Genomic DNA, 24,092 nt, shown 5'->3' with positions numbered 1-24,092 from the left:
CGTGGCGTTCCGATTCCGATGGTCAAGACAGGGAGCAGCAAGATGACGACGCGTTCGCACCATAAGCATTTCATCGCCGGGGGCCTCGTCCTCGCGGGGGCACTGGCGCTCGCCGGTTGCGCAAGCATGGGCGGGAAATCGACGAGCACGCTGCCGCCGGCCGACGCCTATGCCCCGCTTACCGATTCGAAGGGCGCCGATCGCGGCCGCGCCGACATCTATCGCGACGGATCGGGCCTGCGTATCGAACTCGTCGCGCGCGGCTTCGGCCCCGGCACCTATGGCATGCACGTCCATAGCGTCGGCCAATGCACGCCGCCCGACTTCGCGAGCGCGGGTCCGCACTGGAACCCGACCGGCGCGCAGCACGGCCGCGAAAATCCGATGGGCGCGCACCATGGCGACCTGCCCAACCTCGTGGTCGAAACCGACCAGATCGGCCGCGCGACCCTGCGCCTCGTCGGATCGCGCTTCGAAGGCGACGGCGGGCTGCTCGACGCCGATGGCGCCGCTTTCGTCATCCATGCCGGGCCCGACGATTACAAGAGCGACCCCAGCGGCAACAGCGGCGGCCGCGTCGCTTGCGGCGTGATCGTCCGCGGCGACGGCGAGTAACGCCGCCGCCCGCGCGCCGGCCCTAGGCTGGCGCGCTCGCCGCCGCTGCCCGCTCGACGATTGTCGCTTCGGCCTCCGGCACCGCACGATAGGCATAAAGGAGCAACGCGACCGCGACCGGCGCGACGCCGATCAGCGCCAAAATGCCCGTGCGCAGATCGCCGACCGGCTTGCCGTCGACGATCGTGCCCGCCATGTCCGAAATCTGCCCGACCATATAGGGCCCGAACGACAGGCCGACGAGCGTGGTGCCGAGGAAGAAGGCGGCGGTCGCCGTCCCGCGCATCCGCGGCAGCACCAGATCCTGCGTCGTCGCCGCGGCCGCGCCGAGCGCCGTCGCGCCGAACATGCCGGCGAGGAAATTCATGACATAGAAGATCGTGCCGTTCGCGGTCGTATAGCCGATCCAGATCGGGACGATCGGCGCGATCACGCCGAACAGGATCATCAGGATGCGCCCCGCCGGGTTCCGCGCGCGCAGCGCGTCGGCGATGCGGCCGCCGATGATCACCCCGACAAAGCCGGCGAGCGCGCCGTTGGCGCCGAGGATGAAGGCGAGCTCCTGCTTGGGCAGCCCGAGCACGATCTCGGCATAGGGGGCCGACCAGAAGGCGAGGGCATAGGCCGCGAGGGCGACGAGGCCATAGCCCAGTGTCGTGCAGAGAAAGGCGGGTGTGCCCCAGATCAGCCGGAAGGTCGCGGGATCGTGCGCGCGCAGCGTACAGGCCCAGGAAAAGACCGCATAATAGCCGAGTGCGACCGCCGACCATTGCGGGAAATTGCCGGTCAGTTCGATCATCCACCAGGCGAAGGCGGCGATCGCGGCGGCGAAGCCGAGGTTGATCGCCAGCGCCGCCGGGCCGCGCTGCCACGCGCCATAAAGCGTCAGCGGCGGCACGATCATCGACAGATCCTTGCCGAATTCGCGGAACGGCGCGGGCGAACTCGGGCTCGGGGTCCCGTCCATCGCGCCGCGCACGGGCTCGCGGAGGCTTGCGACCCACAGCGCGAGCATCAGGCCGGGGATGCCGACCGCGAGGAAGGCCGCCTGCCAGCCGACGAGGCCGATCGGGCCGCCGGCGGGATAGGCGTTGTTCCATGCCTCGACGATCAGCGCGCCGATGAACAGCGATACGCCGCCGCCGAGATAGAGCCCCGACGAATAGATGGCGAGCGCGGTCGCTTTCTGCCGCTTCGGGAAATAGTCGGAGATCAGCGAATAGGCGGTGGGGCTCGCGGTGGCTTCACCGACCCCGACGCCCATGCGCGCGAAGGTCAGAGTGAGCTGGTTATGGGCGAGGCCCGAAAAGGCCGTCATCGCCGACCACAAAGTCAGCCCGATCGACAGCAGCTTGACGCGGTTCCAATTGTCGGCGAGCCGGCCGAGCGGGATGCCGAACAGCGCATAGAAGACCGCGAAGGCGGCGCCGCCGAGAAAACCCATGTCGCCGTCGGAAAGGCCGAGATCGGCCTTGATATCGACCGCGAGGATGCTGATGATCTGGCGGTCGATGAAGTTGAGGATATAGACGACGACGAGCACCGACAGGACGTACCAGCTGTAACCGGTGGCTTTCGGCTCGGCGGCGGCGGGCGCACCGCTCGTGTCGTCTTCGGCCATTGGCAACCCTCTCCCTCATTCCTTATCGTTGCGGCCCATGGCTAGCAGAGCCGGACGCGGGCGCAAGTTGAAAGTCGGTTCAACTTTACACGGAGGCAAATCGAATATGCGTGAAGATGGTGAAATTGCGAAACCCGCGATCCTCTTCCTCTGCCTCGGCAATATCTGCCGCTCGCCGCTCGCCGAAGGCGCGGCGCGCGCCGCTTTCGCCCGCGCCGGCGTCGACGTCACGCTCGATTCGGCGGGCACCGGCGACTGGCATGTCGGGCACGCACCGGATAAGCGGGCACAAGCCGAAGCGCGGCGGCGCGGCATCGACATATCGGAGTTGCGCGCACGCCAATTGTCGGTGGACGACTTCTATCGCTTCAACCTGATCCTCGCCGCCGACGAAACCAACCTGCGCGACGCGCTGGCGATCCGCCCGGCCGATGCGACCGCCGATCTCCGCTTGATGCTCGACCTTATCCCCGGACGCGGCGGGAAGGGCGTCACCGACCCCTATTATGGCAAGGACGACGGCTTCGCATCGACATGGGAGGACGTCGATGCGGTCGCGTCGGCGCTCGTCGCCGAATTTTCGCCCAAGGGGTAGCGCCCCACCGGATGATAGCGCGACCCGCCATGGCCCATCTCGCTTTCGTAGAGCGTGACGTGGCCGAATTCGAACGGGGGGCTGGAAAGGTCGCTGTTGAGCGCAAGGAAGGGCGCGACCGGACCCGATCCGCGGTTCAGCCGCGCGAGCGTGATATGCGGCACAAAGGCGCGCGTTTCGGGCGCGACGTCGACGCGGGCGAGCAACTGGTCGACCTTGCGATGGAGCGCCGCGAGGTGGTTGTGCGGCTCGACGCCGGCCCAGGCCATATGCGCCCGGCCCTGCCGCTCGAACACATCCACGCCGCCGATCCGCGCGGCAATCCCCGGGGCGTGGAGCGCGCCAAGCGCCGCCGCGATATCCTCCGCCTGATGATGATCGACCTCGCCGATGAAGCGCAGCGTCAGGTGCAATTGCTCGTCGCTTTGCCAGCGCGCGCCCGAAATGCCGTGCATCGCCGCGAGCAGGATGTCGCGGACCGGGCGCGGCGGGCGCAGCGCGACGAACAGGCGGTGCGTGGACATGCCTGACAGCATAAGCGGCGATGTTTCGGACCGCGACCCCAAATAGCGCGCGAGAGAATTGTTGCTGTTATGTTGCCGATGTCCGGTTTCGCTTGAAACGCGCGGGGAAACCCCCGATATTATCGATACGGCCGGTATGGGCTGGCCGGTTATGGAGATGAACAATGGCGAATTGGAACGACCCCAATATGGCGGCTTCCGGTTTCGGGGCCGGCGCGAACGCAATGGACCAGGCCGTCGATGCCGGCCTGCGGTCGTACATGTTGTCGGTTTACAATTATATGGGCTCGGGCGTGCTGCTGACCGGCATCGTCGCGATGCTGGCCTTCAACAGCGGCTTTACCGCTTCGCTGATCGGCAGCCCGCTGATGTGGGTGGTGATGCTCGCGCCGCTGGCCTTCGTGCTGGTGCTCAGCTTCGGCATCAACAAGCTCTCGACCGGCGCCGCACAGGCGCTGTTCTGGGTCTATGCCGCGGTGATGGGCCTGTCGATGTCGACGATCTTCCTGGCCTTTACCGCCTCGTCGATCGCCACGACCTTCTTCGCGACCGCGGCGGCCTTTCTCGGCCTCAGCCTCTATGGCTATACGACCAAGAAGGATCTGTCGGGCTTCGGCACCTTCCTGATCATGGGCGTCGTCGGCATCCTGGTCGCGATGGTGATCAATATGTTCGTGCAGTCGAGCGCGCTCAGCCTGGCGATCAGCGTCATCGGCGTGCTGCTCTTCGCGGGCCTCACCGCCTATGACACGCAGAAGATCAAGAGCATGTATTTCTATGTCCGCGGGACCGACTTTGTCGGCAAGTCGGTGATCATGGGCGCGCTGACGCTCTATCTCGACTTCGTCAACATGTTCACCTTCCTGCTCAACCTGATGGGCAGCCGCGAATAAGCGGACCGGACACGAACGACATACAGGAGCCCGGCGAAGCGATTCGCCGGGCTCTTTCTTTTTGGGCGCCCCGAACCGTCGTTCGACGAACGTGCGTGTATTATTCGAATAAAACCCCTTGCCAATCATGCGCTACAAATGTAGCACGCTACAAATGTAGCGCATGAGGTGATTCGAATGCTGTCCAGCCTGCCCCCACGCGAACGCGAAATCGTCGACATCCTTTACGAGCGCGGCGCGTCCACGGTCACCGAGATCGGCGAGGCGCTGGTTGATCCGCTGTCGGGATCGGCGATCCGCGCGATGCTGAAGCGGCTCGAGACCAAGGGCTTCGTCGTGCGCGAAGCGTCCGAACGCGGCTTCGTCTATGCGCCGAGCGTGTCGGACAAGACCGCGCGCAAGTCGGCGCTGAGCCAGGTCGTGCGGGTCTTCTTCAACGGATCGGCAACGAGCGCCGCTGCCGCGCTGCTCGGCATGCAGGACGAAATGACGGGCGACGAACTCGACGAGCTTGAAAAGATGATCGCCCAGGCACGCGAAGGGAGAGGGTGATGCTGACCACCGCCATGTTGCTGGGCCTCGCCTGGAAATCGCTCGTCGTCGCGGCGTTGACGCTGGGGCTGCTCCGCCTCGCGCGGACGCGTTCGGCGGGCGAGCGGTCGATGATCGCACATGCGGGGCTCGCGGCGCTGCTCGCGCTGCCCGCCGCGATCCTGTTGCTGCCGCAATGGGCGCCGTTCCCCGCGAGCTGGTTCGCGGCGTCCGCTCTCGAAATACAGGCAACCGGGGGATCGGCGATCGATCCGGCCGCCGCCACGGCTTCAGTCCCTGCCGTGGTGGACCTTCCCTTCACCGGGGATGGGGCCGGATCGACGCCGATCATCGTCGACTGGAGCGGCCTTGCCCCCTTTCTCTATCTTGTCCCGCTCGTCCTGCTGTGCGGAGTGATGGCGCTGGCGGTGGTGCGGCTGTTCGCGATGCGCGGGCGCGCCGAAATCCTGGTCGAAGGGTCGTGGCTCTCGGCGCTGGCCGAAGCGCAGCGGCGCATGGGGTTCAAGCATGGCACCGCGCTCTTGGTCAGCAAGGAACTGCGCTCGCCGATCAGCTGGGGCGTGCTGCGCCCGACGATCGTCCTGAGCCCGAAAGCCGTCGCCGCTTCGGGTGAGGCCGAGGCGATCATCGCGCACGAACTGGCACATGTCGCGCGGCTCGACTGGGCGAAGCTGCTCGGCGCGCGCGTCGCCTGCGCGGTCTTCTGGTTCAACCCTTTGGTGTGGGTGCTGGCGCGCGAAAGCCACCAATTGCGCGAGGAAGCCGCCGACGACGCGGTGCTGATGGCCGACATCGACGGCCCCGACTATGCGACGCTGCTGGTCGGCGCGGCGCGCCACGACAATCGGGGGGCGCTGCTCGCCGCGCATGGCGTCGCGCCGGGCAAGGACAGCCTGAAGCGCCGGATCACCCGCGTGCTCGACGGCAGCCTGCGGCGCGGCCCGGCGAGCGCGAGCTGGATGCTGATGAGCCTGGTGTTGCTGGCGGGTGTCACCGCGCCGCTCGCCGCCTTTTCGGCGACGGTGCGTCCCGAGGCGAAGGCGGGCGTCCACCCCGTCGTCGCCTCGGCAGCTGCGGAAACGATCACGACATCATCGACCTCGGCGGCAGCCGCGAAAGGCGCCGATAGGGCGGTCGAAACGGCGACGGCAAAACCGCTCACCGCCGAACAACTCGTGGGCATGCGCGCGGTCGGCGTGACCCCCGAATATGTCGAGAAGCTGCGCGAGAATGGCGGGTCGATGGACGCCGACGACATCATCTCGGCCAAGGCGAGCGGGATCGACCCCGCCTATATCCGGCAGATGCGCGGCATCATTCCCGGCGCCGATTTCGGCGATCTGGTCGGTGCGCGCCACGTCGGCGTCGATGCGGCCTTTGCCCGCGACATGCGCTCGCATTTCCCCTCCGTGGGGGTCGACGACCTGATCGCGTTGAAGGCGATGGGGGTCGATTGCGATTTCGTCACCGAGATGCAGCGGTCGGGCGTGAAGATGCGCGACGCCGACGACGCGATCGAACTGCGCGCGATCGGCGCGTTCCGGCCTGCGGCGAAGCCTCGCCGGGCCGCGCCACCGCGGCCGGTCACGGGGACCGTGCGTGGCGGCGATGTCGCCGTCGTCGACATGGAACGCGGAGTGATCGAGGCGCGCCGTGCCGACGGCCGCACCGCGCGGATCGAATTCCCCGCGACCCCTGAACCCCCGGCGCCGCCGACCACCCCCGACGACTGACGCCCGGACGTTCATCCGAGCGCACCGACGATTGATCGAAGCCTTGTTTGAAAAACGCCGCTGCGGCGGCGAGCGATGACGCTCGCCTGGCGCACGGAGGGAGGAGTGCACCAAATGAAAGCCCTGTATCTAGACCCTGTTTCAGCAAGATTGAAGCGGCGAGATCGTCCAGCGAGCTGTGCTGGGGAGGAGTGTTGTGCAGCGCGGGCCGGCGGCCCGTGCCAGCAACGCGACGCGCCCGGCGCGGCTCGCTGGACGACCGCCTGTGGCGGCGGGCCGATTTTGCCGCGAGGACGTCGTTGCTCATCGGTCACGATGGAAAACCATCGCTCCCTCCTCGCGCCTCGCCTCGCGGCAAAATCGGCTCCGTCTCGCGTTTCAATCTTGCTGAAACAGGGTCTAGCTGGCAGCGCCGCGCTGCTGTCGATCCTCGCCTGTTCGGCGCCGACCGCCGCCGCCGATCCGCTGGTGCTGACCGACGTGCGCTGGATCGCCGAGCCGGCGGGCGGCAAGAAGAGCGCCCCGCGCATCCGCATCCAGCACCGCAAGTCGAGCAGCGACCAGAGCTTCGACGGGTCGCGCCCTTATTTCGCTGGGGCCGAGGCGGCGCTGGGGCGCCGGGCGCCGGGCGCGGTGAGCTTTACCGTGACGCATGATGCGGGGACGCTGGCGTGCAGCGGGACGCTGACCGGCGCCTTCGATGGGAAGGGTGTGTGCCGCTTCACCTCCGATCCGGGGTTCGAGCGCGAATTGAGCGAGCGCGGCCTCGCACCCGATCAGCGTTCGTCGCTGCTCGCGATGCTGCTCGTCGACGCGTCGATCGAACTCGCCGACGGACTGGCGCGCGAAGGCGTGCGGCCAAGGGACGCCAACGACCTGATCGCCGCCGCCGCGCTCGATGTGCGGCCCGAATATGTGCGCGATCTGAAGTCCGAGGCGCTGGTGCTCACCGACGTCGACGATGCGATCGCGTGCAAGGCGCTCGGCGTCGATGGCGCCTATGTGCGCGGGCTCGCCGCGGCGGGGTACCGGAAATTGAGCGCCGACGAGGTCGTCGGCATGAAGGCGATGGGCGTAACAGGCGAATATGCGCGGGCGATGAACCGCGCGGCGGGGGGAAAAACCAAGTGAATCGATGGACCAGTCTCGCGGCGATCACCGCCGCGCTTTCCTTTCCGGCGCTGGCGCAGGAAACGGCGGCGCCGAGCGGCGATACGCCGCCGCCCGCCGCGACCGAGATCGCGCCCACCGCGACGACCGCGGCACGGCAGCTCTATACCCCCGGCGATTTCGCGCGCTACGCGCCGGTCAACGCCTATGACATGCTGATCCAGGTGCCGGGGTTCCAGATTCGCGACAGCGAAGAACTGCGCGGGCTGGGGCAGGCCACGGGCAATGTGCTGTTCAACGGCGAGCGGCCGTCGAACAAGGCCGACGATATGTACACGCAGCTGTCGCGCATCCCCGGCGGCAATGTCGAGCGGATCGAGATCGTCGACGGCGCGACGCTCGACATCCCGGGATTGTCGGGGCAGGTCGCCAATATCGTCTATCGCGCCGACGGCATTTCGGGGCAGTTTTCGTGGAAGCCGCAGTTCCGCGCGCATTACACCGACCCGCTGTTCACCCGCGCCGACGTGTCGGTGCGCGGGCGGTCGGGCGAGATCGAATATGAGGCCTCGCTCAATAACGACGATTCGGCGCGCAGCGGCGCCGGGGGCCCGACTTTGATCTATGACGGTGCGGGCAATATCATCGAGCGGCGCAAGGATATCTGGCACACCCATTATGACACGCCAAAGCTGTCGGGGCGCATCACATGGGATCCGGCGGGCGACACGGTCGCCAATCTCGGTGGCCATTATCAGCGCAAATATGATCGCTATTATGAGGATGGCCTGCGCACCGCGCCGGGGCTGCCCGACAGTCTCCGGACCGTGCGCGAAAATGCCGACAGCTGGAATTACGAGATCGGCGGCGATTATCAGTTCGGGTTCGGGCCGGGGAAACTGAAGCTGATCGGGCTTCGGCGTTTCAGCCACGAACCCTATTCGCAGGAAATCGTGTCCACCCCCGACGGCGGCGTCGCCATCGGCGATCGCTTTGCGCAGACGGGCGACCTCGGCGAGACGATCGGGCGCGGCGAATATCAGTGGAAGATGTTCGGCGGCGACTGGCAGCTGTCGGGCGAGGCGGCGTTCAACACGCTCGACAATGTGGCATCGCTCGCGGTGCTCGATCCCTCCGGCGATTTCGTCGATATTCCGTTCGAGGGCGGCACCGGCGGAGTGAGCGAGGACCGCTATGAAGGATTGCTGAGCTTCGGCCGCAAGCTGACCGGCAAGCTCAATTTCCAGATCATCGCGGGCGCCGAACATTCGACGATCACCCAGACGGGGATGAACGGCCTCACGCGCAGCTTCTTCCGGCCCAAAGGGTCGATTTCGCTCGCCTGGGCGCCGTCGGCCGATTTCGACGTGTCGGTGAAGCTGCGGCGGCGGGTTCTGCAGCTCTCCTTCTACGACTTTCTCGCGCGCGCCTTCCTCAACGACGGCAATCAGAATGCGAGTAATAACGACCTGCGTCCGCAGCAGGACTGGACCTTTGAGGGCGAGATAAACAAGAAGCTCGGCCCTTGGGGGTCGACGAAGCTGATCTTCATCTACCGCGATGTCGAGGACCGTGTCGACGTGATCCCGATCGGCGAAACCGGCGAAGCGGTCGGCAATATCGCGAAGGCCAAGGCCGGCGCGATCGACTGGACCTCGACCATCAACCTCGATCCCGCGGGGCTGAAGGGGGTGCGGCTCAATACACGCGTGCTGCTGCAGAAAAGCTCGCTGCGCGATCCCTTTACCGGTGAAAAGCGGCAGTGGAGCGGTTTCACCGACACCGTCGTCGAACTGGGCCTGCGCCACGACATTCCCGCGAGCGACTGGGCGTGGGGCGGCGACCTCGAATATTCGCATTATCAGCCCAATTATCGCCGCAACCAGACCGACAAGGTCTGGGAAGGGCCGGTTTGGGCGTCGCTGTTCGTCGAGAACAAGGATGTGTTCGGCCTCACCGTCCGCGCCCAGATTTCGAACATCGTCAACGCGCGGTCGAAGCGCGACCGTATCGTCTATACCGGCGTGCGCGGCGACAGCCCGGTTTCCTTCATCGAACAGCGCGACCGGCTGATCGGGCCGATCTTCGCCTTTTCGGTGCGCGGGACATTCTAAAGAGATAGGACGGTCCGGTGACGACGCGCCGCATCAAAATCTATTTCGACGGCGGGTGCCGGCCCAACCCGGGAAAGATGGAAACCGCCGTCGTCACCGGCGGGGCGGCCGTCGTCGTGCGCGATGCGGGAATCGGCAGCAGCCAGGACGCCGAGTGGCTCGCGCTGATCGCGGCGCTGCGGCTGGCGCGCGATCTGGAGCTGGCGAATTTCATCCTGCTCGGCGACGCGGCGGCGGTGGTGGCGCAGGCGAACGGCGCGGTGCGCGCCCGCGGCGGGGCGGCGGAGCATCTCGCCCATTTTCGCGCGCTCGCCGAGGGCGGGCCGGCGCCCGCCGTGCGCCATATCAAGCGGACGCAGAATCTGGCGGGGATCGCGCTGGCGCGCGGGCGATAGCGCCGAAGGGCTGTTAAACGGCCTCACAAGTTGCTAAGTGCTGACCGCCTATCCTTGGCCGAGCCAACGAAAGACCAGCGCGTTGAAGCCGACCCATCCCTTGCCCGTCCATCACAGCTGGCCGCTGTACGAGCGCGCCCGTTTCTTCGAGCTGGGGCAGCTGCATCGGTGCGAAACGCTCGACCCGATCCCCGACGTCGTCGATGTCGCGGCGCGGCTGGCGCCGGGGCGCGTCCCGATCGGCCAATGGGAATGCGACCTGACCGACAACAACCGGCTGAGCTGGTCGGACGCGGTTTATGATATTTTCGGTATCCCGCGCGGAGCGGCGGTGACACGTGATGAGAGCGTGGCCTTCTATTGCGAAGGATCGCGCGCGGCGATGGAGAAATTGCGAGCCTATGCGATCAAGCACAGGCGTGGTTTCACGCTCGACGTCGAAATCAAGCCGGCGCAGGCGCCCCGGCGATGGATGCGGTTGATCGCGGCGCCGGTCTGTGTGGACGACAGCATTGTCCGGCTACAGGGGCTGAAGTTCCTTGTTCCGGGTTCGGCTGGTCCCGAATTTTGAACCGATTGATCGGTCGAGCCTGAGAAACAACCGTTCTGCCAGTATTGGGGGCGGCTTTCGTTGACGCGCCGCCGGCTTCGACGCAGTCGATCGTGGGACAGACGTGGAGGGCGCCGAAGGGCCAGCACGCCTGATTCTTCCGTTCATTCCCGAAGGCATTCGCCCCGCATATGAAGTTTTTTAATCGGTTTGCGTCGGCCGCGCACAATATGGCTATCGATCTGGGTACCGTGAACACCGTCGTATATGTGCGCGACAAGGGCATCGTCCTCAACGAACCGTCGGTCGTTGCGCTGGAAACGCGCGATGGCGTCCGCCGGGTCAAGGTGGTCGGCAACGAAGCCAAGCCGATGATGGGTAAGACCCCCGACAATATCCAGGCGATCCGCCCCTTGCGCGACGGTGTCATCGCCGACATCGACGTCGCCGAGCAGATGCTGAAACATTTCATGGACAAGGCGCAGGGCGGCGCGAGCCGTTTCGTCCAGCGCAGCCATGTCGTGATCTGCGTGCCGTCGGGATCGACGATGGTCGAGCGCCGCGCGATCCGCGACGCCGCGAGCAATGCGGGCGCGGCATCGGTGCAACTGATCGAGGAATCGCTCGCCGCCGCGATCGGTGCCGGCTTGCAGGTCGCCGAGCCGCGCGGAGCGATGGTCGTCGACATTGGCGGCGGCACGACCGAGGTCGCGGTGCTGTCGCTGAGCGGCATCGCCTACAGCAATTCGGTGCGTGTCGGCGGCGACAAGATGGACGAGATGATTTCGTCGTTCATCCGCCGCAAGCATAATCTGATGGTGGGCGAGATGACCGCCGAGCGCGTCAAGCTGACGATCGGCTGCGCGACGCCGCCGACGGGCGACGGCTTGGTCATGGGGGTCAAGGGCCGCGATCTCGTCACCGGACGCCCGGCCGAGGTGCGCGTGACCGAGGCCGAGATCGCCGAGGCGCTCGCCGAGCCGGTCGGGCAGATCGTCGGCGCGGTGCGCGCGGCGCTCGAACAGACGCCGCCCGAACTGTCGGCCGACATCATCGACGAAGGCATCACGCTGACCGGCGGCGGCGCGCTGCTGCGCCGCATGGACGAAGCGATCGCGCGCGCGACCGGGCTGCCCGTCGTCGTCGCCGACGACGCGCTGATCTGCGTCGCGATGGGCGCGGGGCGTGCGTTCGAGGACCGCACCTATCACGGCGTGCTGATCGCGGCCTGACCTGGCGACCTGTCGCCAACTCCCTATTTCGTCATTCCCGCGAAAGCGGGAACCCAGCGAGCAACCGTCACAACTGGGTTCCCGCTTTCGCGGGAATGACGAAAACTGGAATGGCATGTTCAGCTATGGGCGTCGATCGCGGCGAGGTGGCGCGCCTTGGCGGCGTCATCGAGGAACGAGCCGGTAAAGCTGTTGCGCGCGAGCGTGACGAGTTCGGCCTTCGACAGGTCGAGCGCGTCGGCGACCGCCTGGTAATTGGCGTTCACATAGCCACCGAAATAGCTGGGATCGTCGCTGTTCACCGTGGCCTTGAGGCCCGCATCGAGCATGGTCTTCAGCGGATGGTCGGCGAGGTCGCCCACGACGCAGAGCTTGAGGTTCGACAGCGGACAGACGGTGAGCGTCATGCCATCGGCCGCGAGGCGCGCGACGAGCGCCGGATCCTCAAGGCTGCGGTTGCCATGGTCGATGCGATCGACCTTGAGCAGGTCGAGCGCCTGATGGACATATTCGGGCGGTCCCTCCTCGCCGGCGTGCGCGACGATTTTGAACCCGAGGGTGCGGGCGCGCGCGAAGACGCGTTCGAATTTGGCGGGCGGGTGCCCGACTTCGGACGAGTCGAGGCCGACGCCGTCGATGCGATCCAGCCAGGGCAACGCCGCGTCGAGCGTCGCTTCGGCGTCGGCTTCGCTGAGGTGGCGAAGAAAGCACAGGATCAGCTTCGACGTCATTCCATAGCTGGCCGCCGCGTCGTCCAGCGCGCGCGTGATGCCGGTGATGACGGTCTCGAACGCGATGCCGCGTGCGGTGTGCCCCTGCGGATCGAAGAAGATTTCGACGTGGCGGACCGCATCGGCGTGCGCGCGCGCGCAATAGGCAGCGGTCAGGTCATAGAAATCCTGCTCCCGGTGGAGCACGCCCATGCCCTGATAATAGATGTCGAGAAAATCCTGGAGGTTCGAAAAGGCGTAGGCGGCGCGCACCTCCTCTACCGATCCGAAGGGGATGGCGACCCTGTTGCGCTGCGCGAGCTCGAACATCAGTTCGGGTTCGAGCGAACCTTCGATATGGAGGTGCAGTTCGGCCTTGGGCAGGCCCGCGATGAAGGCGGCGCGCTCTTCGCGCGAGGTGAAACCGTCAGGCACCGGGCACCTCCTCTTCCTTGAGGATGATCGCCGCCTCGGGCTTGTGGCGGCGGATTTCTTCGACCGTCAGCCCGTCGATCTCGTGCGGGAAGATCAGCCACCGGTCGGTTTCGCGGACGAAGAAATCGGGGCGGAGATCGGTGACATTGCGCCCGGGCTTGAACCAGACGGTGGCGATGCGGATGTCGCGCGGCATATTGTGGCGGCAGCGCGCCTTGAGTTCGGCGATAAAGGCGCGGATGCTGCGGCCGCTGTCGAAGACGTCGTCGATGATCAGCAGCCGGTCGTCGGGGTTCAGCGTGTCGATCAGATAGCCCAAAGCGAAGACCTTCACCTGCGGGTCCTGCCGGTCGATGCCTTTGTAGGAGGAGGTGCGGATCGCGATATGGTCGCAGTGGTGGCCGTGATAGTCGAGCAATTCCTGCACCGCGATCCCCACCGGCGCGCCGCCGCGCCAGATTCCGACGAGGTGGGTGGGCTTGAAATCGCTGTCGACCACCTGCATGCCGAGGCGCAGCGAGTCGGCGAGCAGATCGTTCGCGCTGATGAAGATTTTGGCGTCGCCCATGCGGGGGGAGTAATCCTCCGGGCGGGAGGCCGCAAGACGCGACGGCTTCGGGGCGGGAACGGACACAGCAAAACCCCTCCTCTGAAGAGGAGGGGCTTACAACGACAGCTAACGGCGGCCAGCTGCCTTCAGCGCGTGACAACCTATTTCCGCGCCGCCACGCTCTCCTCCCGGATCGCCTTGAACTCGCTCCCCGCCTTCCAGCCGGGCCAGCGCGCCGAGCGCGCGAGTTCGTCTCCGATCCGGTAGAAAATATCGATGTCCTGCACCGCGCCGTCGAGGTTCCAGTCGGGCCCCCACGCGTCGCACGCCTGATGATAGCATTTGCCCGTGTAAGCATCGACCCATGCCTGCCCCGCTTGCTTGCCGCCCTCGACCAGATCGGACGCGCCCGCGATGCCCATCATCAACAGGACGGGAACGCCGCGCTTGGCGAGGCTGAAATGGTCGGCGCGGTAGAAGAGGCCGCGTTCGGGAAGACTTTCGGGCGTCACGCTGCGCCCCTGCGCCGCCGCAAAGCGTGCAAGATCGTCTTCAAGCGTGCCCTGGCCCTTGCCGACGAGGACGACGTCCTTGGCGCGGCCGGCGGTCTGGAGGATGTCGAGGCCGAGGTTGGCCACGGTCTTCTCGAGCGGAAAGAGTGGCTTCGCGGCATAGGCTTCGGACCCCAGCAGGCCGCGCTCTTCGGCGGTCCAGAAAGCGAAGGCGACCGTGCGGTCGGGCGGCGGCGCGGCCTTGAACAGTCGTGCGATCTCGAACAGCCCGGCGACGCCGAGCGCATCGTCATTGGCGCCCGCGCGATAGATGCGGCCCTGCTCGTCGGGCGGACCCTCGCCATAGGCATCCCAGTGCGCGCCATAGATCACGACCTCGTCGGGCCGCTTCGTGCCCGAAATCTTGGCCAGCACATTCTGGCTCTGCACCACCTCCTGCGTCACGGGGATCGCGGCGTCGAAGCCGGTGCCGAGGTCTACGGGCGTGAAATCCTTGCGGCGTGCCGCAACGCGCAGCTTCTCCAGATCCTGTCCGGCATCGGCGAACAATTTCGTCGCCATTTCGCCCGAGATCCAGCCCTGCAGCGCGAGGCTCGTCACCTTTTCGGGCGGCACGACGAGGCCGTAATTTTCGCCGCCGCCGCTCTTGACGACGTTCCAGCCATAGCCGACGCCCTCGGCGTCGTGGACGATCAGCGCCGCAACCGCGCCGCGGCGCGCGGCTTCCTCGAATTTGTAGGTCCAGCGGCCGTAATAGGTCATCGTCCGCCCGCCGAACTTGCCGAACGCATCCTCGCCCTTCGCGGCGACGAAATCGGGGTCGTTGATCAGGAAGACCGCGACCTTGCCCTTCAGATCCTGTCCCTTGAAATCGTCCCAGCCGCGTTCGGGCGCGCTGACGCCGTAACCGACGAATATCATCGGCGCGTTCGCGACGACTGCCCGATCCTTTGGCTGGAGCGTCGAGACATAGATATCGGTGCCGAAGCGCAGCGGCGTCGCGGCGCCCTGGCGGTCGAAGGCGAGCGTTTCGGGGGTGCCGAGGCGCGTGTGGAGCAGCGGCACCGGCTGGGTCCAGCCGCCGTCGACGCCCGCGGGTTCGAGCCCCATCGCCTCCAGCCGCCCGATGAGATAGCCGACCGTGCGTTCCTCGCCGACCGTGCCGGGCGCGCGGCCCTGAAACTGGTCTGAGGCGAGCGTGCGCACGGTCTCGGTGAGGTTCGCGGCATCGATCCCCGTCTGAGCTGCGGCCGGCGCGGCGATAGCGGCGAGGAGAAGGGCGGCGGCGAAGCGATTTTGCATGGAGACTTTCCGGTTGTCGGCGGCCGAGGCAGCGTTCGGGACAGGCGCGTGCGGACAGCCTAGAGGGGTTCCGGCTTCGTTTGAAGCCTATAGGCGCGTTTGAACGCAAGAAACGGGGCGCGGGGGTCGCGCCGCGATGCCATGATCGCGGCATGACAACACAGCTGAAACTCATGCCGCCGCCGCCCGTCCCCGATGCCGCCGACCCGCTGATCGCGCTCGACCGCGAAGGCTGGGCGGTCCTGCCGGGACTGATCGACGCGGCGGCGTGCGACCGCCTTGCCGCGCTCTATGGCGCGCCCGCAGGCTTTCGCAGCCATATCCATATGGCGCGGCACGGCTTCGGGCGCGGCGAATATCGCTATTTCGCCTATCCGCTGCCGCCGCTGGTCGAGGCGCTGCGCGGGATGCTCTATGCGCGGCTCACGCCGATCGCGAACCGCTGGCACGAGCGGATGGGGATGACGGCACGTTTTCCGGCGGATCACGCCGAATTCCTTGCGCGCTGCCATGATGCTGGACAGCGGCGGCCGACGCCGCTGCTGCTCCAATATGGCGCGGGCGACTATAATTGCCTGCACCAGGATTTGTACGGCGAGCATGTCTTTCCGTTGCAGGTCGCGGTGCTGCTGTCGGCGCCGGAGGAGGATTTCACCGGCGGCGAGTTCGTGCTGACCGAGCAGCGGCCGCGGATGCAATCGCGCGCCGCGGTCGTGCCGCTGGCAAAGGGCGACGCGGTGGTCTTCGCGGTGAACGCGCGGCCGGTCCGCGGATCGCGCGGCGACTATCGCGTGACGATGCGCCACGGGGTAAGCGAAATCCGGTCCGGGCGGCGGCACACGCTGGGCGTGATCTTCCACGACGCGGCGTGAGGGGCGCGGACGGTCGAAAGCACTCGGATAACGGGGGCTGCTAGCTTTTCCAAACCCGTTCGCATCGAGCGAAGTCGAGATGCCCCTCGGGCTAGGCGCTGCGTCGACGGGTGTCTCGACTTCGCTCGACACGAACGGAAACAGGGGGCGTCTGGAAACCACCCCAAAGCAACCCCGATCGACGCCCGCCTATTCCCCCGTCGGCCGCGTCCAGCCTTTCCGGTATTTCTCGAACCAGGCGAGGATCGCCGAGGCCTTGGCGGCCGATTGCGACGGGCGCGCCGCGATGCCGCCGTGGCTGGCGCCGGGCACCTTGACGAGCGCGGTGGGCACGCCGCGAAGGCGGAGCGCGGTGTAATATTGTTCGGACTCGCTGACCGGGGTGCGGTAATCCTCGGCGCCGACGACCACCATCGTCGGGGTTTCGACGTTGCCGACGAGCGACAGCGGCGAGCGCGCCCAGAAAAGTTCGGGCTTTTCCCACGGCTCGGCGCCGAGCCAATAGGGACCGAAGAAGCCGGGGCCGTCGGCGGTGAGCGCCTGCGTCGTCCAGTTGATCACCGGCTTTTGCGTGACCGCCGCCTTGAAGCGGTTGGTCTTGCCGACGATCCAGCTCGTCAGCACGCCGCCGCCCGAGCCGCCGGTGACGAACAGCGCGTCGGGGTCGGCGACGCCCAGCTCGATCGCGCGGTCGACGATGCTGATCAGGTCGAAATAGTCGTTGCCGGGATAGGCCTTGTCGATCTCGTTCGCAAAGGCCGCGCCATAGCTGGTCGAGCCGCGCGGGTTGGCGGAGAGCACGGCATAGCCCGCTGCGGCATAAAGCTGGTTGTCGGTCGAAAAATGCGGGCCATAGGCCGCGAACGGTCCGCCATGGATTTCGAGGATCAGCGGCACGCGCTGGCCTTCGACATGGCCGGGCGGCAACGTCAGCCAACCCTCGATCGCCTTGCCGTCGTGGCTGGAGGCGACCGTGATCTTGCGCACCTCGCCGAGCGATTTCACCTCGCGAAGCGAACGGTTGAGGTCGGTGAGGATGCGGGCGTCGCCGCCGCGCGTCAGCTGCACCTCGGCGGGGCGCGTCGCGGTGCCGCCGGTGAAGGCGATCGCGCCGCCGTCGGAAACGCTGAAGCTGCCGCCGGTATAGGGGCGGTCGAACCCGCCGCCCGACAGGCCGGTCGCAGCGGTGCGTACACCTCCGTCGAGGCCGACGCGCGCAACCTTGGTTTCGCCATGGTCGTCATATTGCGCATAGACGCTGCGTCCGTCGGTCGCCCATTCGATCGCGTCGATGCCATAATCCCAATCGGCGGTCAGGCTGCGTTTGCCCGAGCCATCGCGGTTCATAACGTAGAGCTGGTTATTCTCATAAGCGCGCAATTTGTCGTCGAAGCCGAGCCAGGCGATCTTGCCGCCGTCGGGCGAGACGAGCGGGTTGGCGTCGGGGCCGTTGCGGTCGGTGAGCGCGGTGACCCCGCCGCCCGTCACATCGAGCGCATAGACCTCGCTTTCGACCGGATCGCTCTCCCAGTCAGGACGCCGGTTGGCGGCGAAATAGAGCGTGCGGCCGTCGCGCGACCAGCTCAGCGGGCCGCCGTCGTGATAGGGGCCGAAGGTCAGTTGGCGCGGCGCGCCGCCGGTCGCGGGGACGAGGAAGATTTTTTCGAAGCCGGGTTCGAGATAGCCCTCGCCATCGGCGCGATAGGTGAGGAGATCGCGGATTTCGAGCGGTTCGGCCCATTTCGCGCCCTCGGGCTTGTTCGCGGGGGCGCTGCCGAATTTCGGCCCCTCGTCCTTGACCAGCATCGTATAGGCGATCGAGTGGCCGTCGGGCGACCAGGCGATGCTCGACGGGCTGGTCGGCAGGCCGGTGAGGCGCACCGCCTCGCCGCCGTCCATCCAGCGCACCCAAAGCTGGGCGCTGCCGCCCTCGGTCGAGGCGAAGGCGAGGCGTTTGCCGTCGGGCGACCAGCGCGGCGAAAAGGCGCCGCCCTGCCGGCCCGCGACCGGCGTTTCCGCGCCGGTCTGGGTGTCGATCAGCCAGATCGTGCTGACCGCGCGGTCGGACATGATGTCGTTCGCGCGGCGGACATAGGCGATGTGGCGGCCGTCGGGGCTGATCTGCGGATCGGCCGCGATCGCGAGGTCGAAAAGATCGGCGCCGGTGAAGCGGCGGTCGGGGGCCAGCCGCGCGCTGCCCACGGCGGACGCCGACATGGTGGCGGGGGTTTCGGCCGGCGCGGCGGTTTCGGAAGGCGGGGCGGCGGGCGGCTGTTCCTCCTGCGCAAGCGTGATCTGCGAGGTGAGGGCGAGAAGGCTCCCCCCGAACAATGCCAGTTTGCGCATGAAATATTTCCCCTTTTTGCGACGGGGGTGGTCTGTATCTTTTGGGGATGCGGGTCAACCGCCTGACGACAGGACGCTATCCGTCCCGGCCGTAGACATCGTCGCGGAATGCGATGCCGCGCTCGGTCGCGACCGCGGTTATGTAGGTCAGATAGACGGGCACCTCGACCGGCAGCGGCACCGCCTGTTCGGGGGCCTTCGACTTGGTGTTGATCGAACGGTGGAGCAGCCACTGGCCGAGCTTGGCCGCATTTTCGAGGCGGATGCAGCCGTTCGAAAAATGGCGATCGGGCTTGCCGAGCAGCGCCCGGTCGGGGGTGTCGTGCAGATAGATGCCTTCGTCGTTGGGGAAGAGGAATTTGACCTTGCCCATCGAATTGCTGCGCCCGGGTAGCTCGCGGAGACGGAGCAGCTGATCGCCCGCGGCGACCGCGGGCCAGTCGATCTCGGACGATTTGAGCGTGCGCGGGTTGGGCCCCCAGTCGGAGAGCGCCTCCATGCGCAGCGACGCGAGGCTGCGGCCCGCGAGCACCTTGGGCGCGATGCTTTTCTGCGCGAGATAGTCGGGAACGTTCCAATAGGGATTGAGGATCGCCCATTGCAGCTTGCCCGCGAGCATCGGCGTCTGCGTTTCGGGGGCGCCGACGACGACCTTCATCATGCCCACGCGCTTGCCCGCGCCATAATAATAGAGCTGGCCCGACGAGGCATCGACGACGACATGGTGCGTGTAGGGCCCCGGCAGGATGCGCGCGCGGTCGAGGTTGAGGCGAAGACGGTCCATCGCTTCCTCGGATACGCCGCCGCCCTGCGCGCGGCGCATGAGGGCGCGGAGGCGGACATAATGTTCGCTCATCCAGCCCATATTTTTCATATAGGCGCCGAAATCCTTGGGAAAGGCCGCGGCGCGGAGGGTGGTTTCGGTGTCGGCCTTTTTCGGTTTCAGCGACTTGTCGGCATATTCCATCTGGGCATCGCCCGGACGGCGCATGTCGCGGACATAGCGCGCGAAAGCGATCGACAGCTCGACCTCGGCGCGCGCAAGGGCGCGGGCATCGCCGCCGCGAGAACGGGCGATCACCTCTTCGAGGTCGCGCACGTCGCCCGACGCGGGCTTGAGGCCGTCGAAGCGCGCGGTCGAAAGATAGCCGAGCAGCATGGCGGCTTCGGGACCGACCTTACCCCCGCGAACCCACAGCGGCTGGTAGCCGCGGTCGGCGTAAAAGCGTTTGATGTCGCCGCCGGCCTCTTCGCGGATCGCGTTCGCGAGCGGGGCGGCGAAACCTTGATCGGCAGGGGCGGCAAGCGCGGGCGGCGCAAGCGTGCCGCCGAGCGCCAGCAGGGTCAGGAACAGGGGAGCGCAGCGGCGCCGCGCCCCCCGAACGGACGTCATCAGCCGCGTTCTCCCACCTGCGTCGGGGCGGGCGGCGGCGGAGGCGGCGGCGGGGTGTAGTTCGGATGGTACATGCCGTCGGCGGTGTAATAGCCGTCGATGATGCCATCGCCGTCACGGTCGGCGGCGATACTGCCCGGAACCGCGCCCGGGGGCGGCGGCGGCGGCGGCGCGGCGGCGATTTCTTCCTGCTGCGAACAGGCGGAGAGTGCGAGCGCGCCGAGCGCGCTTATCAAGATGGGTTGGAAACGCATGAGACCACTCCTTTTGATACGGCCGGAAATCGCTTTCCGGCGCGGGGCGCCCAACCCCGGGAATTGAGCCATGCGGACGACCAAATATGCGCCGACCATCCCGCGATCAGGGGTGGTTTTTGAACGATGATCTGCGCCATAAGTTCCCGGCGTCCCGTCCGAGGCGGTGGACATGATGATACGGATGGCTAAGCCAGCCGTGCGGCCCGATCACAAGTGAAGGAAAAGACATGGATTTTTCGCGATTGCAGACGACGAGCAAGATCGGCGACGACTGGGTCTATCCGCAGCCGCCGTGCCTGAACTTCGGCTGGCTCGAAGTCGACCGCGATCCCGCGCACCGCATCTACTGGGAGGAATATGGCAATCCCGCGGGCGAGCCCGTGATGTTCCTCCACGGCGGCCCCGGCGGCGCCTGCGCCCCCGCGATGGCGCGCTTCTTCGACCCCGCGCGCTACCGCGTCATCCTGTTCGACCAGCGCGGCTGCGGCAAGAGCGAGCCCAATGTCGCCTCGGCGGGCGCGGCGGTGGCGCTGGCGAAAAACACGACCGCCGACCTGATCGGCGACATCGAAAAATTGCGCGAAAAGCTGGAGATCGCGGGGCCGATGCACGTCTTCGGCGGCAGCTGGGGCAGCACGCTCGCGATGGCCTATGGGATCGCGCACCCGGCGCATTGCGCAAGCCTGATCCTGCGCGGCATCTTTCTGGGCGCGCCGGAGGATCTGCTCTATCTCTATCAGGGCAATGCCGCGACGTGGGCGGACGATCCTTACGGTCTGACCGAACCCGGCGCCTATATGAAATATCCGGACGAATGGGCCGATCTGCTGTCGGTGCTGACCCCCGAGGAGCGCGGCGACGTGATGAAATCCTACAAGGCGATCTTCGACATGGTTCCCGCGAACGCGGCCGAGAAGGAGCGCCAGCTCAAGGCGGCGCTGACCTGGTCGCTGTGGGAGGGCGTGATTTCGAACATGATCCCCGAGACGGCGGACACGGGCAAGTTCGGCGAGGCCGATTTCGCGCTCTGCTTCGCGCAGATCGAGGCGCATTATTTCGCCAACGCGCTGTTCCTTCCCGCCGGGCATTTCTTCGACAACATCGCCACGCTCGCCGGCATTCCCATCCATATCGTCCATGGCCGTTTCGACGAGGTGTGCCCGCTGACGCAAGCGTCGCGGCTCGTCGCGGCGCTGCGCGGCGCGGGGACGGAACCCGCGACCTATGTGGTGACCAACGCCGGGCACAGCGCGATGGAGCGCGAGAATGCACTCGCGCTGACCGCGGTGATGGACGGATTGCCGCGTATCGGGGCTGCCTGACCCGAATCGCGCTATAATTCCCGTTAGATTTCATGTTCATAGCAAGTTTCTTCTCGCCACCTTCTTTTTATTCACACACACGATAGTGAATATTGACTCGCGTGAGAATCTTGCCGATAAGCTGAGCCCAGATCGGCGGCAACGACCGCTGACGGGAGGGAGAGTTTGATATGAAGGCTCAGCTTTTTGCGTCCGCATCGGCGGCCGCGCTGTTCGCGTCGCCCGTTGCCGTCATGGCCCAACAGGCCGAGGCGCCGCCCGCCGATACAGCGGCATCGGCTCAGCAGCGTGACGAGAACGACATCATCGTCACCGCGACGCGCCGCACCGCTCGCTTGCAGGACGTGCCGCTCAGCGTCACGGCATTCGGGCAGGAAGAACTCAACGATCTCGGCATCGTCGGGTTCGAGGGCATCGCCCAGAATACGCCGGGTATCGTCGTCAACCGGCCGACGCAGAATTTCAACAATTTCACCGCGCGCGGCATCAACACCAACGGTTATAGCGCCGGCCTGCAGAGCGCGGTCGCCATCTATGTCGACGAGCTGCCGATCTCGGCGAACGGCAATTCGACGATCCTCGATCCCAATCTCTACGACGTCGAGCGCGTCGAATTCCTGCGCGGGCCGCAGGGCACGCTGTTCGGGTCGAACTCGCTCGCGGGCGCGATGCGGATCATCACGAAGAGTCCCGATCTCGACGATTTCGAAGCATCGGCGAGCGTCGACCTCGGCCTCACCGGGTCGAGCTCGGTGCGCCAACGCTATAATGCGATGGTCAATCTGCCGATCATGAAGGACGAGATCGGGCTGCGCGTCACCGGCTATTATCGCAACGAGGATGGCTGGGTCGACAATATAGGCACCGGCGTCGAGGATGCGAACAGCCTCGAGGCGTTCGGCGGACGCGCGATCCTGCTCCTGCAACCGAGCGACCGGATGAAGGTCAAGCTGCTCGCGTCGTACGAGAACAGCAAGCCCGCCGATTCGGGGCTGACCAACCCGCAGCTCGGCAAATTCGTGCGCAATTCGGACCGCCCCGATCTGTTCCAGGGCAAGCTCACCAATTATAATCTGACGATCAACTACGAGTTTGATTTCGCCGAGCTGATCAGTTCGACGACGCTGTCGGACTATGACGCCTCCTTCTACGTCGACCTCGCGGGCACCTTTGCGCAGGCCTTTCCCTTCGCGCTCGACGCTTATGGCTATGACGATCTGTTCGTTCAGGAAACGCGGCTGGTGTCGCGGCACGACGGACCGATCGAATGGGTCGCGGGCTTCTTTTATTACGACAAAAGGCGGACGGTCGATTTCGCCTATCGGTCGAGCCTCGAATATCTGACCGAGAATAATCTGACCGGGCTGCCCGACGAATATTATCAGCGGTTCAACAGCTATACCGACCAGCAGGAGATCGCGGGCTTCGGTGAGGTGACGGGGCGATTCAGCGACAGCTTCTGGGTCACCGGCGGGCTGCGCTACGGCAGCACCGAGGTGCAGAGCTTCACCCGCGGCGGCGGTTACAACAGCAATTATCTGACGCTCGCCATCCTGGGTTTGCAGAACTTCCCGGTCACGGTCTCCGAGATTCCTTACGCCGCGGGGCTGAAGGTCAAGGACGATCGCCTGTCGTGGAAGGCCAGCGTGTCGTGGAAGCCGGTCGACAGCCTGACCACCTATGCCACCGTGTCGACGGGCTTTCGCACGCCGGTCGTCAATGCGCGCGCCGGGCTGATCAGTACGATCGACGAGAATGACATCGTCATCCCCGACGGCGCGAAATCGGACAGCGTCACCAATTACGAGGTCGGGCTGAAGGGCCGCTGGCTGAACGGCGATCTCGTCGCCAATATCGCGGCCTATTATATCGACTGGAAGGATATTCAGGTTCAGGCGAACCGCGTCTCGGACACGATCCAGTTCGCGACCAACATCGGCGGCGCCGAAAGCTATGGCCTCGAATTCGAGTTCATCGCGCGGCCGGTCCAGGGATTGAGCCTTGCGCTCAACGGCTCGTTCAATCGCGCCAAGGTCACCGACCTGACCCCGGGCGAGGCGGCGATTTCGGGCGCCGAGCTCGGCACCCGCCTGGCCTCGCCGCATTTCCAGGGGTCGGGGACGCTGCGCTACGATTTCCCGATCGGTGCCGGCGACACCGCCTATGCCGCGGTCAATGTGTCGCACGCGGGCTCGTTCCCCAACCAGTTCCCCAATGTGCCGGGCAACCCCGATGCGGTCGCGCCGACCTACGACTTCACCCAGGCGTGGACCAATGTGAACCTTTACGTCGGGGCGAAGCTGGGGGCGATCGACCTCGGCGCCTATGTCGAAAATCTCCTCGACGACAGCAAGATCACCTATGTCCATCCCGAGGCGTTCCTCGACGGCCGCTACGCCCGCATGCGTCCGCGGACGATCGGCGTCCGCGCCAATTATCGCTTCTGATCGGGGTCGGGG

General features: G+C 66.2%; 21 protein-coding genes. 13 read left to right on the top strand and 8 right to left on the bottom strand.

Annotated elements, in window-relative coordinates; all coding sequences use genetic code 11:
* Positions 1-42: 42 nt before the first annotated feature.
* The gene (locus tag GGR90_RS02825) at positions 43-615 is read left to right on the top strand and encodes a superoxide dismutase family protein (protein ID WP_167919285.1); all 573 of its coding nucleotides are present in this window, start codon (positions 43-45) and stop codon (positions 613-615) included.
* A 22-nt stretch (positions 616-637) separates the two neighbouring features.
* On the opposite strand, the gene GGR90_RS02820 is transcribed toward GGR90_RS02825, so the two are convergent.
* Entirely contained in the window at positions 638-2,236 is a 1,599-nt protein-coding gene (locus GGR90_RS02820; protein ID WP_167919283.1) for an MFS transporter, read from the bottom strand.
* A gap of 106 nt (positions 2,237-2,342) precedes the next feature.
* On the opposite strand from GGR90_RS02820, the gene GGR90_RS02815 reads away from it, so the two are divergent.
* The gene (locus tag GGR90_RS02815) at positions 2,343-2,831 is read left to right on the top strand and encodes a low molecular weight protein-tyrosine-phosphatase (RefSeq protein WP_167919281.1); all 489 of its coding nucleotides are present in this window, start codon (positions 2,343-2,345) and stop codon (positions 2,829-2,831) included.
* Here GGR90_RS02815 and thpR read toward each other — a convergent pair.
* On the bottom strand, positions 2,741-3,355 hold the full coding sequence (gene thpR, locus GGR90_RS02810; protein WP_167919279.1) for an RNA 2',3'-cyclic phosphodiesterase: 615 nt from the start codon (positions 3,353-3,355) through the stop codon (positions 2,741-2,743). The genes GGR90_RS02815 and thpR overlap by 91 nt on opposite strands.
* Before the next feature lie 164 nt (positions 3,356-3,519).
* On the opposite strand from thpR, the gene GGR90_RS02805 reads away from it, so the two are divergent.
* From GGR90_RS02805 to mreB, 8 genes are all read left to right on the top strand, one after another.
* On the top strand, positions 3,520-4,248 hold the full coding sequence (locus tag GGR90_RS02805) for a Bax inhibitor-1/YccA family protein (RefSeq protein ID WP_167919277.1): 729 nt from the start codon (positions 3,520-3,522) through the stop codon (positions 4,246-4,248).
* Between the two features lie 177 nt (positions 4,249-4,425).
* Positions 4,426-4,800, top strand: a complete 375-nt coding sequence (locus GGR90_RS02800; RefSeq protein WP_167919275.1) for a BlaI/MecI/CopY family transcriptional regulator — start codon at positions 4,426-4,428, stop codon at positions 4,798-4,800.
* Positions 4,800-6,533: a M56 family metallopeptidase gene (locus GGR90_RS02795; RefSeq protein WP_167919273.1), complete on the top strand. Its 1,734-nt coding sequence runs from the start codon at positions 4,800-4,802 to the stop codon at positions 6,531-6,533. Before GGR90_RS02800 ends, GGR90_RS02795 begins: the two co-directional genes overlap by 1 nt.
* A gap of 384 nt (positions 6,534-6,917) precedes the next feature.
* Positions 6,918-7,664, top strand: a complete 747-nt coding sequence (locus tag GGR90_RS02790) for a hypothetical protein (protein WP_167919271.1) — start codon at positions 6,918-6,920, stop codon at positions 7,662-7,664.
* The gene (locus GGR90_RS02785; RefSeq protein WP_167919269.1) at positions 7,661-9,757 is read left to right on the top strand and encodes a TonB-dependent receptor plug domain-containing protein; all 2,097 of its coding nucleotides are present in this window, start codon (positions 7,661-7,663) and stop codon (positions 9,755-9,757) included. The genes GGR90_RS02790 and GGR90_RS02785 overlap by 4 nt, the downstream gene beginning before the upstream one ends.
* 17 nt (positions 9,758-9,774) lie before the next feature.
* Entirely contained in the window at positions 9,775-10,152 is a 378-nt protein-coding gene (locus tag GGR90_RS02780; protein WP_342449881.1) for a reverse transcriptase-like protein, read from the top strand.
* 82 nt (positions 10,153-10,234) lie between these two features.
* Complete coding sequence (locus GGR90_RS02775) at positions 10,235-10,723, top strand: hypothetical protein (RefSeq protein ID WP_167919267.1); 489 nt, start codon at positions 10,235-10,237, stop codon at positions 10,721-10,723.
* 170 nt (positions 10,724-10,893) lie between these two features.
* A complete protein-coding gene (gene mreB / locus GGR90_RS02770; RefSeq protein WP_167919265.1) occupies positions 10,894-11,934 on the top strand; it encodes a rod shape-determining protein in 1,041 nt (346 codons plus the stop codon).
* 119 nt (positions 11,935-12,053) lie between these two features.
* Here mreB and GGR90_RS02765 read toward each other — a convergent pair whose 3' ends face one another.
* The 3 genes from GGR90_RS02765 to GGR90_RS02755 all read right to left on the bottom strand — a co-directional run bounded on the left by GGR90_RS02765 (position 12,054) and on the right by GGR90_RS02755 (position 15,443).
* Positions 12,054-13,079, bottom strand: a complete 1,026-nt coding sequence (locus tag GGR90_RS02765; protein ID WP_167919263.1) for an adenosine deaminase — start codon at positions 13,077-13,079, stop codon at positions 12,054-12,056.
* The gene (locus tag GGR90_RS02760) at positions 13,072-13,647 is read right to left on the bottom strand and encodes a phosphoribosyltransferase (protein WP_167919261.1); all 576 of its coding nucleotides are present in this window, start codon (positions 13,645-13,647) and stop codon (positions 13,072-13,074) included. Before GGR90_RS02760 ends, GGR90_RS02765 begins: the two co-directional genes overlap by 8 nt.
* A gap of 143 nt (positions 13,648-13,790) precedes the next feature.
* Positions 13,791-15,443: a M20/M25/M40 family metallo-hydrolase gene (locus GGR90_RS02755; protein ID WP_167919259.1), complete on the bottom strand. Its 1,653-nt coding sequence runs from the start codon at positions 15,441-15,443 to the stop codon at positions 13,791-13,793.
* A 173-nt stretch (positions 15,444-15,616) separates the two neighbouring features.
* Between GGR90_RS02755 and GGR90_RS02750 the strand changes: the two genes are divergently transcribed.
* Complete coding sequence (locus GGR90_RS02750) at positions 15,617-16,315, top strand: 2OG-Fe(II) oxygenase (RefSeq protein ID WP_245198462.1); 699 nt, start codon at positions 15,617-15,619, stop codon at positions 16,313-16,315.
* A 189-nt stretch (positions 16,316-16,504) separates the two neighbouring features.
* Here GGR90_RS02750 and GGR90_RS02745 read toward each other — a convergent pair whose 3' ends face one another.
* From GGR90_RS02745 to GGR90_RS02735, 3 genes are all read right to left on the bottom strand, one after another.
* Positions 16,505-18,661, bottom strand: coding sequence for a S9 family peptidase (locus tag GGR90_RS02745; protein WP_167919255.1), 2,157 nt, complete (start codon positions 18,659-18,661; stop codon positions 16,505-16,507).
* A gap of 76 nt (positions 18,662-18,737) precedes the next feature.
* On the bottom strand, positions 18,738-20,054 hold the full coding sequence (locus GGR90_RS02740; protein ID WP_167919253.1) for a L,D-transpeptidase scaffold domain-containing protein: 1,317 nt from the start codon (positions 20,052-20,054) through the stop codon (positions 18,738-18,740).
* On the bottom strand, positions 20,054-20,308 hold the full coding sequence (locus GGR90_RS02735) for a hypothetical protein (RefSeq protein ID WP_167919251.1): 255 nt from the start codon (positions 20,306-20,308) through the stop codon (positions 20,054-20,056). Before GGR90_RS02735 ends, GGR90_RS02740 begins: the two co-directional genes overlap by 1 nt.
* Positions 20,309-20,538: 230 nt before the next feature.
* Here GGR90_RS02735 and pip point away from each other — a divergent pair, with 230 nt between their 5' ends.
* Together pip and GGR90_RS02725 are read left to right on the top strand one after the other, a co-directional pair.
* A complete protein-coding gene (pip, locus tag GGR90_RS02730) occupies positions 20,539-21,633 on the top strand; it encodes a prolyl aminopeptidase (RefSeq protein ID WP_167919249.1) in 1,095 nt (364 codons plus the stop codon).
* A gap of 170 nt (positions 21,634-21,803) precedes the next feature.
* Positions 21,804-24,080, top strand: a complete 2,277-nt coding sequence (locus GGR90_RS02725) for a TonB-dependent receptor (protein WP_167919247.1) — start codon at positions 21,804-21,806, stop codon at positions 24,078-24,080.
* Positions 24,081-24,092: the final 12 nt, after the last annotated feature.

The sequence above is a fragment of the Sphingopyxis italica genome, assembly GCF_011926545.1.
Taxonomy (GTDB): Bacteria; Pseudomonadota; Alphaproteobacteria; order Sphingomonadales; family Sphingomonadaceae; genus Sphingopyxis; species Sphingopyxis italica.
Note: the sequence above shows the minus strand (reverse complement) of the source record. Positions and strands in the feature narration are given on the sequence as shown.

Bases quoted from the DNA above. Each gene is read 5' to 3' on its own strand.
- GGR90_RS02825 (WP_167919285.1), top strand. From the start codon at position 43: ATGACGACGCGTTCGCACCATAAGCATTTCATCGCCGGGGGCCTCGTC.
- GGR90_RS02820 (WP_167919283.1), bottom strand. From the start codon at position 2,236: ATGGCCGAAGACGACACGAGCGGTGCGCCCGCCGCCGCCGAGCCGAAA.
- GGR90_RS02815 (WP_167919281.1), top strand. From the start codon at position 2,343: ATGCGTGAAGATGGTGAAATTGCGAAACCCGCGATCCTCTTCCTCTGC.
- thpR (WP_167919279.1), bottom strand. From the start codon at position 3,355: ATGTCCACGCACCGCCTGTTCGTCGCGCTGCGCCCGCCGCGCCCGGTC.
- GGR90_RS02805 (WP_167919277.1), top strand. From the start codon at position 3,520: ATGGCGAATTGGAACGACCCCAATATGGCGGCTTCCGGTTTCGGGGCC.
- GGR90_RS02800 (WP_167919275.1), top strand. From the start codon at position 4,426: ATGCTGTCCAGCCTGCCCCCACGCGAACGCGAAATCGTCGACATCCTT.
- GGR90_RS02795 (WP_167919273.1), top strand. From the start codon at position 4,800: ATGCTGACCACCGCCATGTTGCTGGGCCTCGCCTGGAAATCGCTCGTC.
- mreB (WP_167919265.1), top strand. From the start codon at position 10,894: ATGAAGTTTTTTAATCGGTTTGCGTCGGCCGCGCACAATATGGCTATC.
- GGR90_RS02760 (WP_167919261.1), bottom strand. From the start codon at position 13,647: ATGGGCGACGCCAAAATCTTCATCAGCGCGAACGATCTGCTCGCCGAC.
- GGR90_RS02755 (WP_167919259.1), bottom strand. From the start codon at position 15,443: ATGCAAAATCGCTTCGCCGCCGCCCTTCTCCTCGCCGCTATCGCCGCG.
- GGR90_RS02750 (WP_245198462.1), top strand. From the start codon at position 15,617: ATGCCGCCGCCGCCCGTCCCCGATGCCGCCGACCCGCTGATCGCGCTC.
- GGR90_RS02745 (WP_167919255.1), bottom strand. From the start codon at position 18,661: ATGCGCAAACTGGCATTGTTCGGGGGGAGCCTTCTCGCCCTCACCTCG.
- GGR90_RS02740 (WP_167919253.1), bottom strand. From the start codon at position 20,054: ATGACGTCCGTTCGGGGGGCGCGGCGCCGCTGCGCTCCCCTGTTCCTG.
- GGR90_RS02735 (WP_167919251.1), bottom strand. From the start codon at position 20,308: ATGCGTTTCCAACCCATCTTGATAAGCGCGCTCGGCGCGCTCGCACTC.
- pip (WP_167919249.1), top strand. From the start codon at position 20,539: ATGGATTTTTCGCGATTGCAGACGACGAGCAAGATCGGCGACGACTGG.
- GGR90_RS02725 (WP_167919247.1), top strand. From the start codon at position 21,804: ATGAAGGCTCAGCTTTTTGCGTCCGCATCGGCGGCCGCGCTGTTCGCG.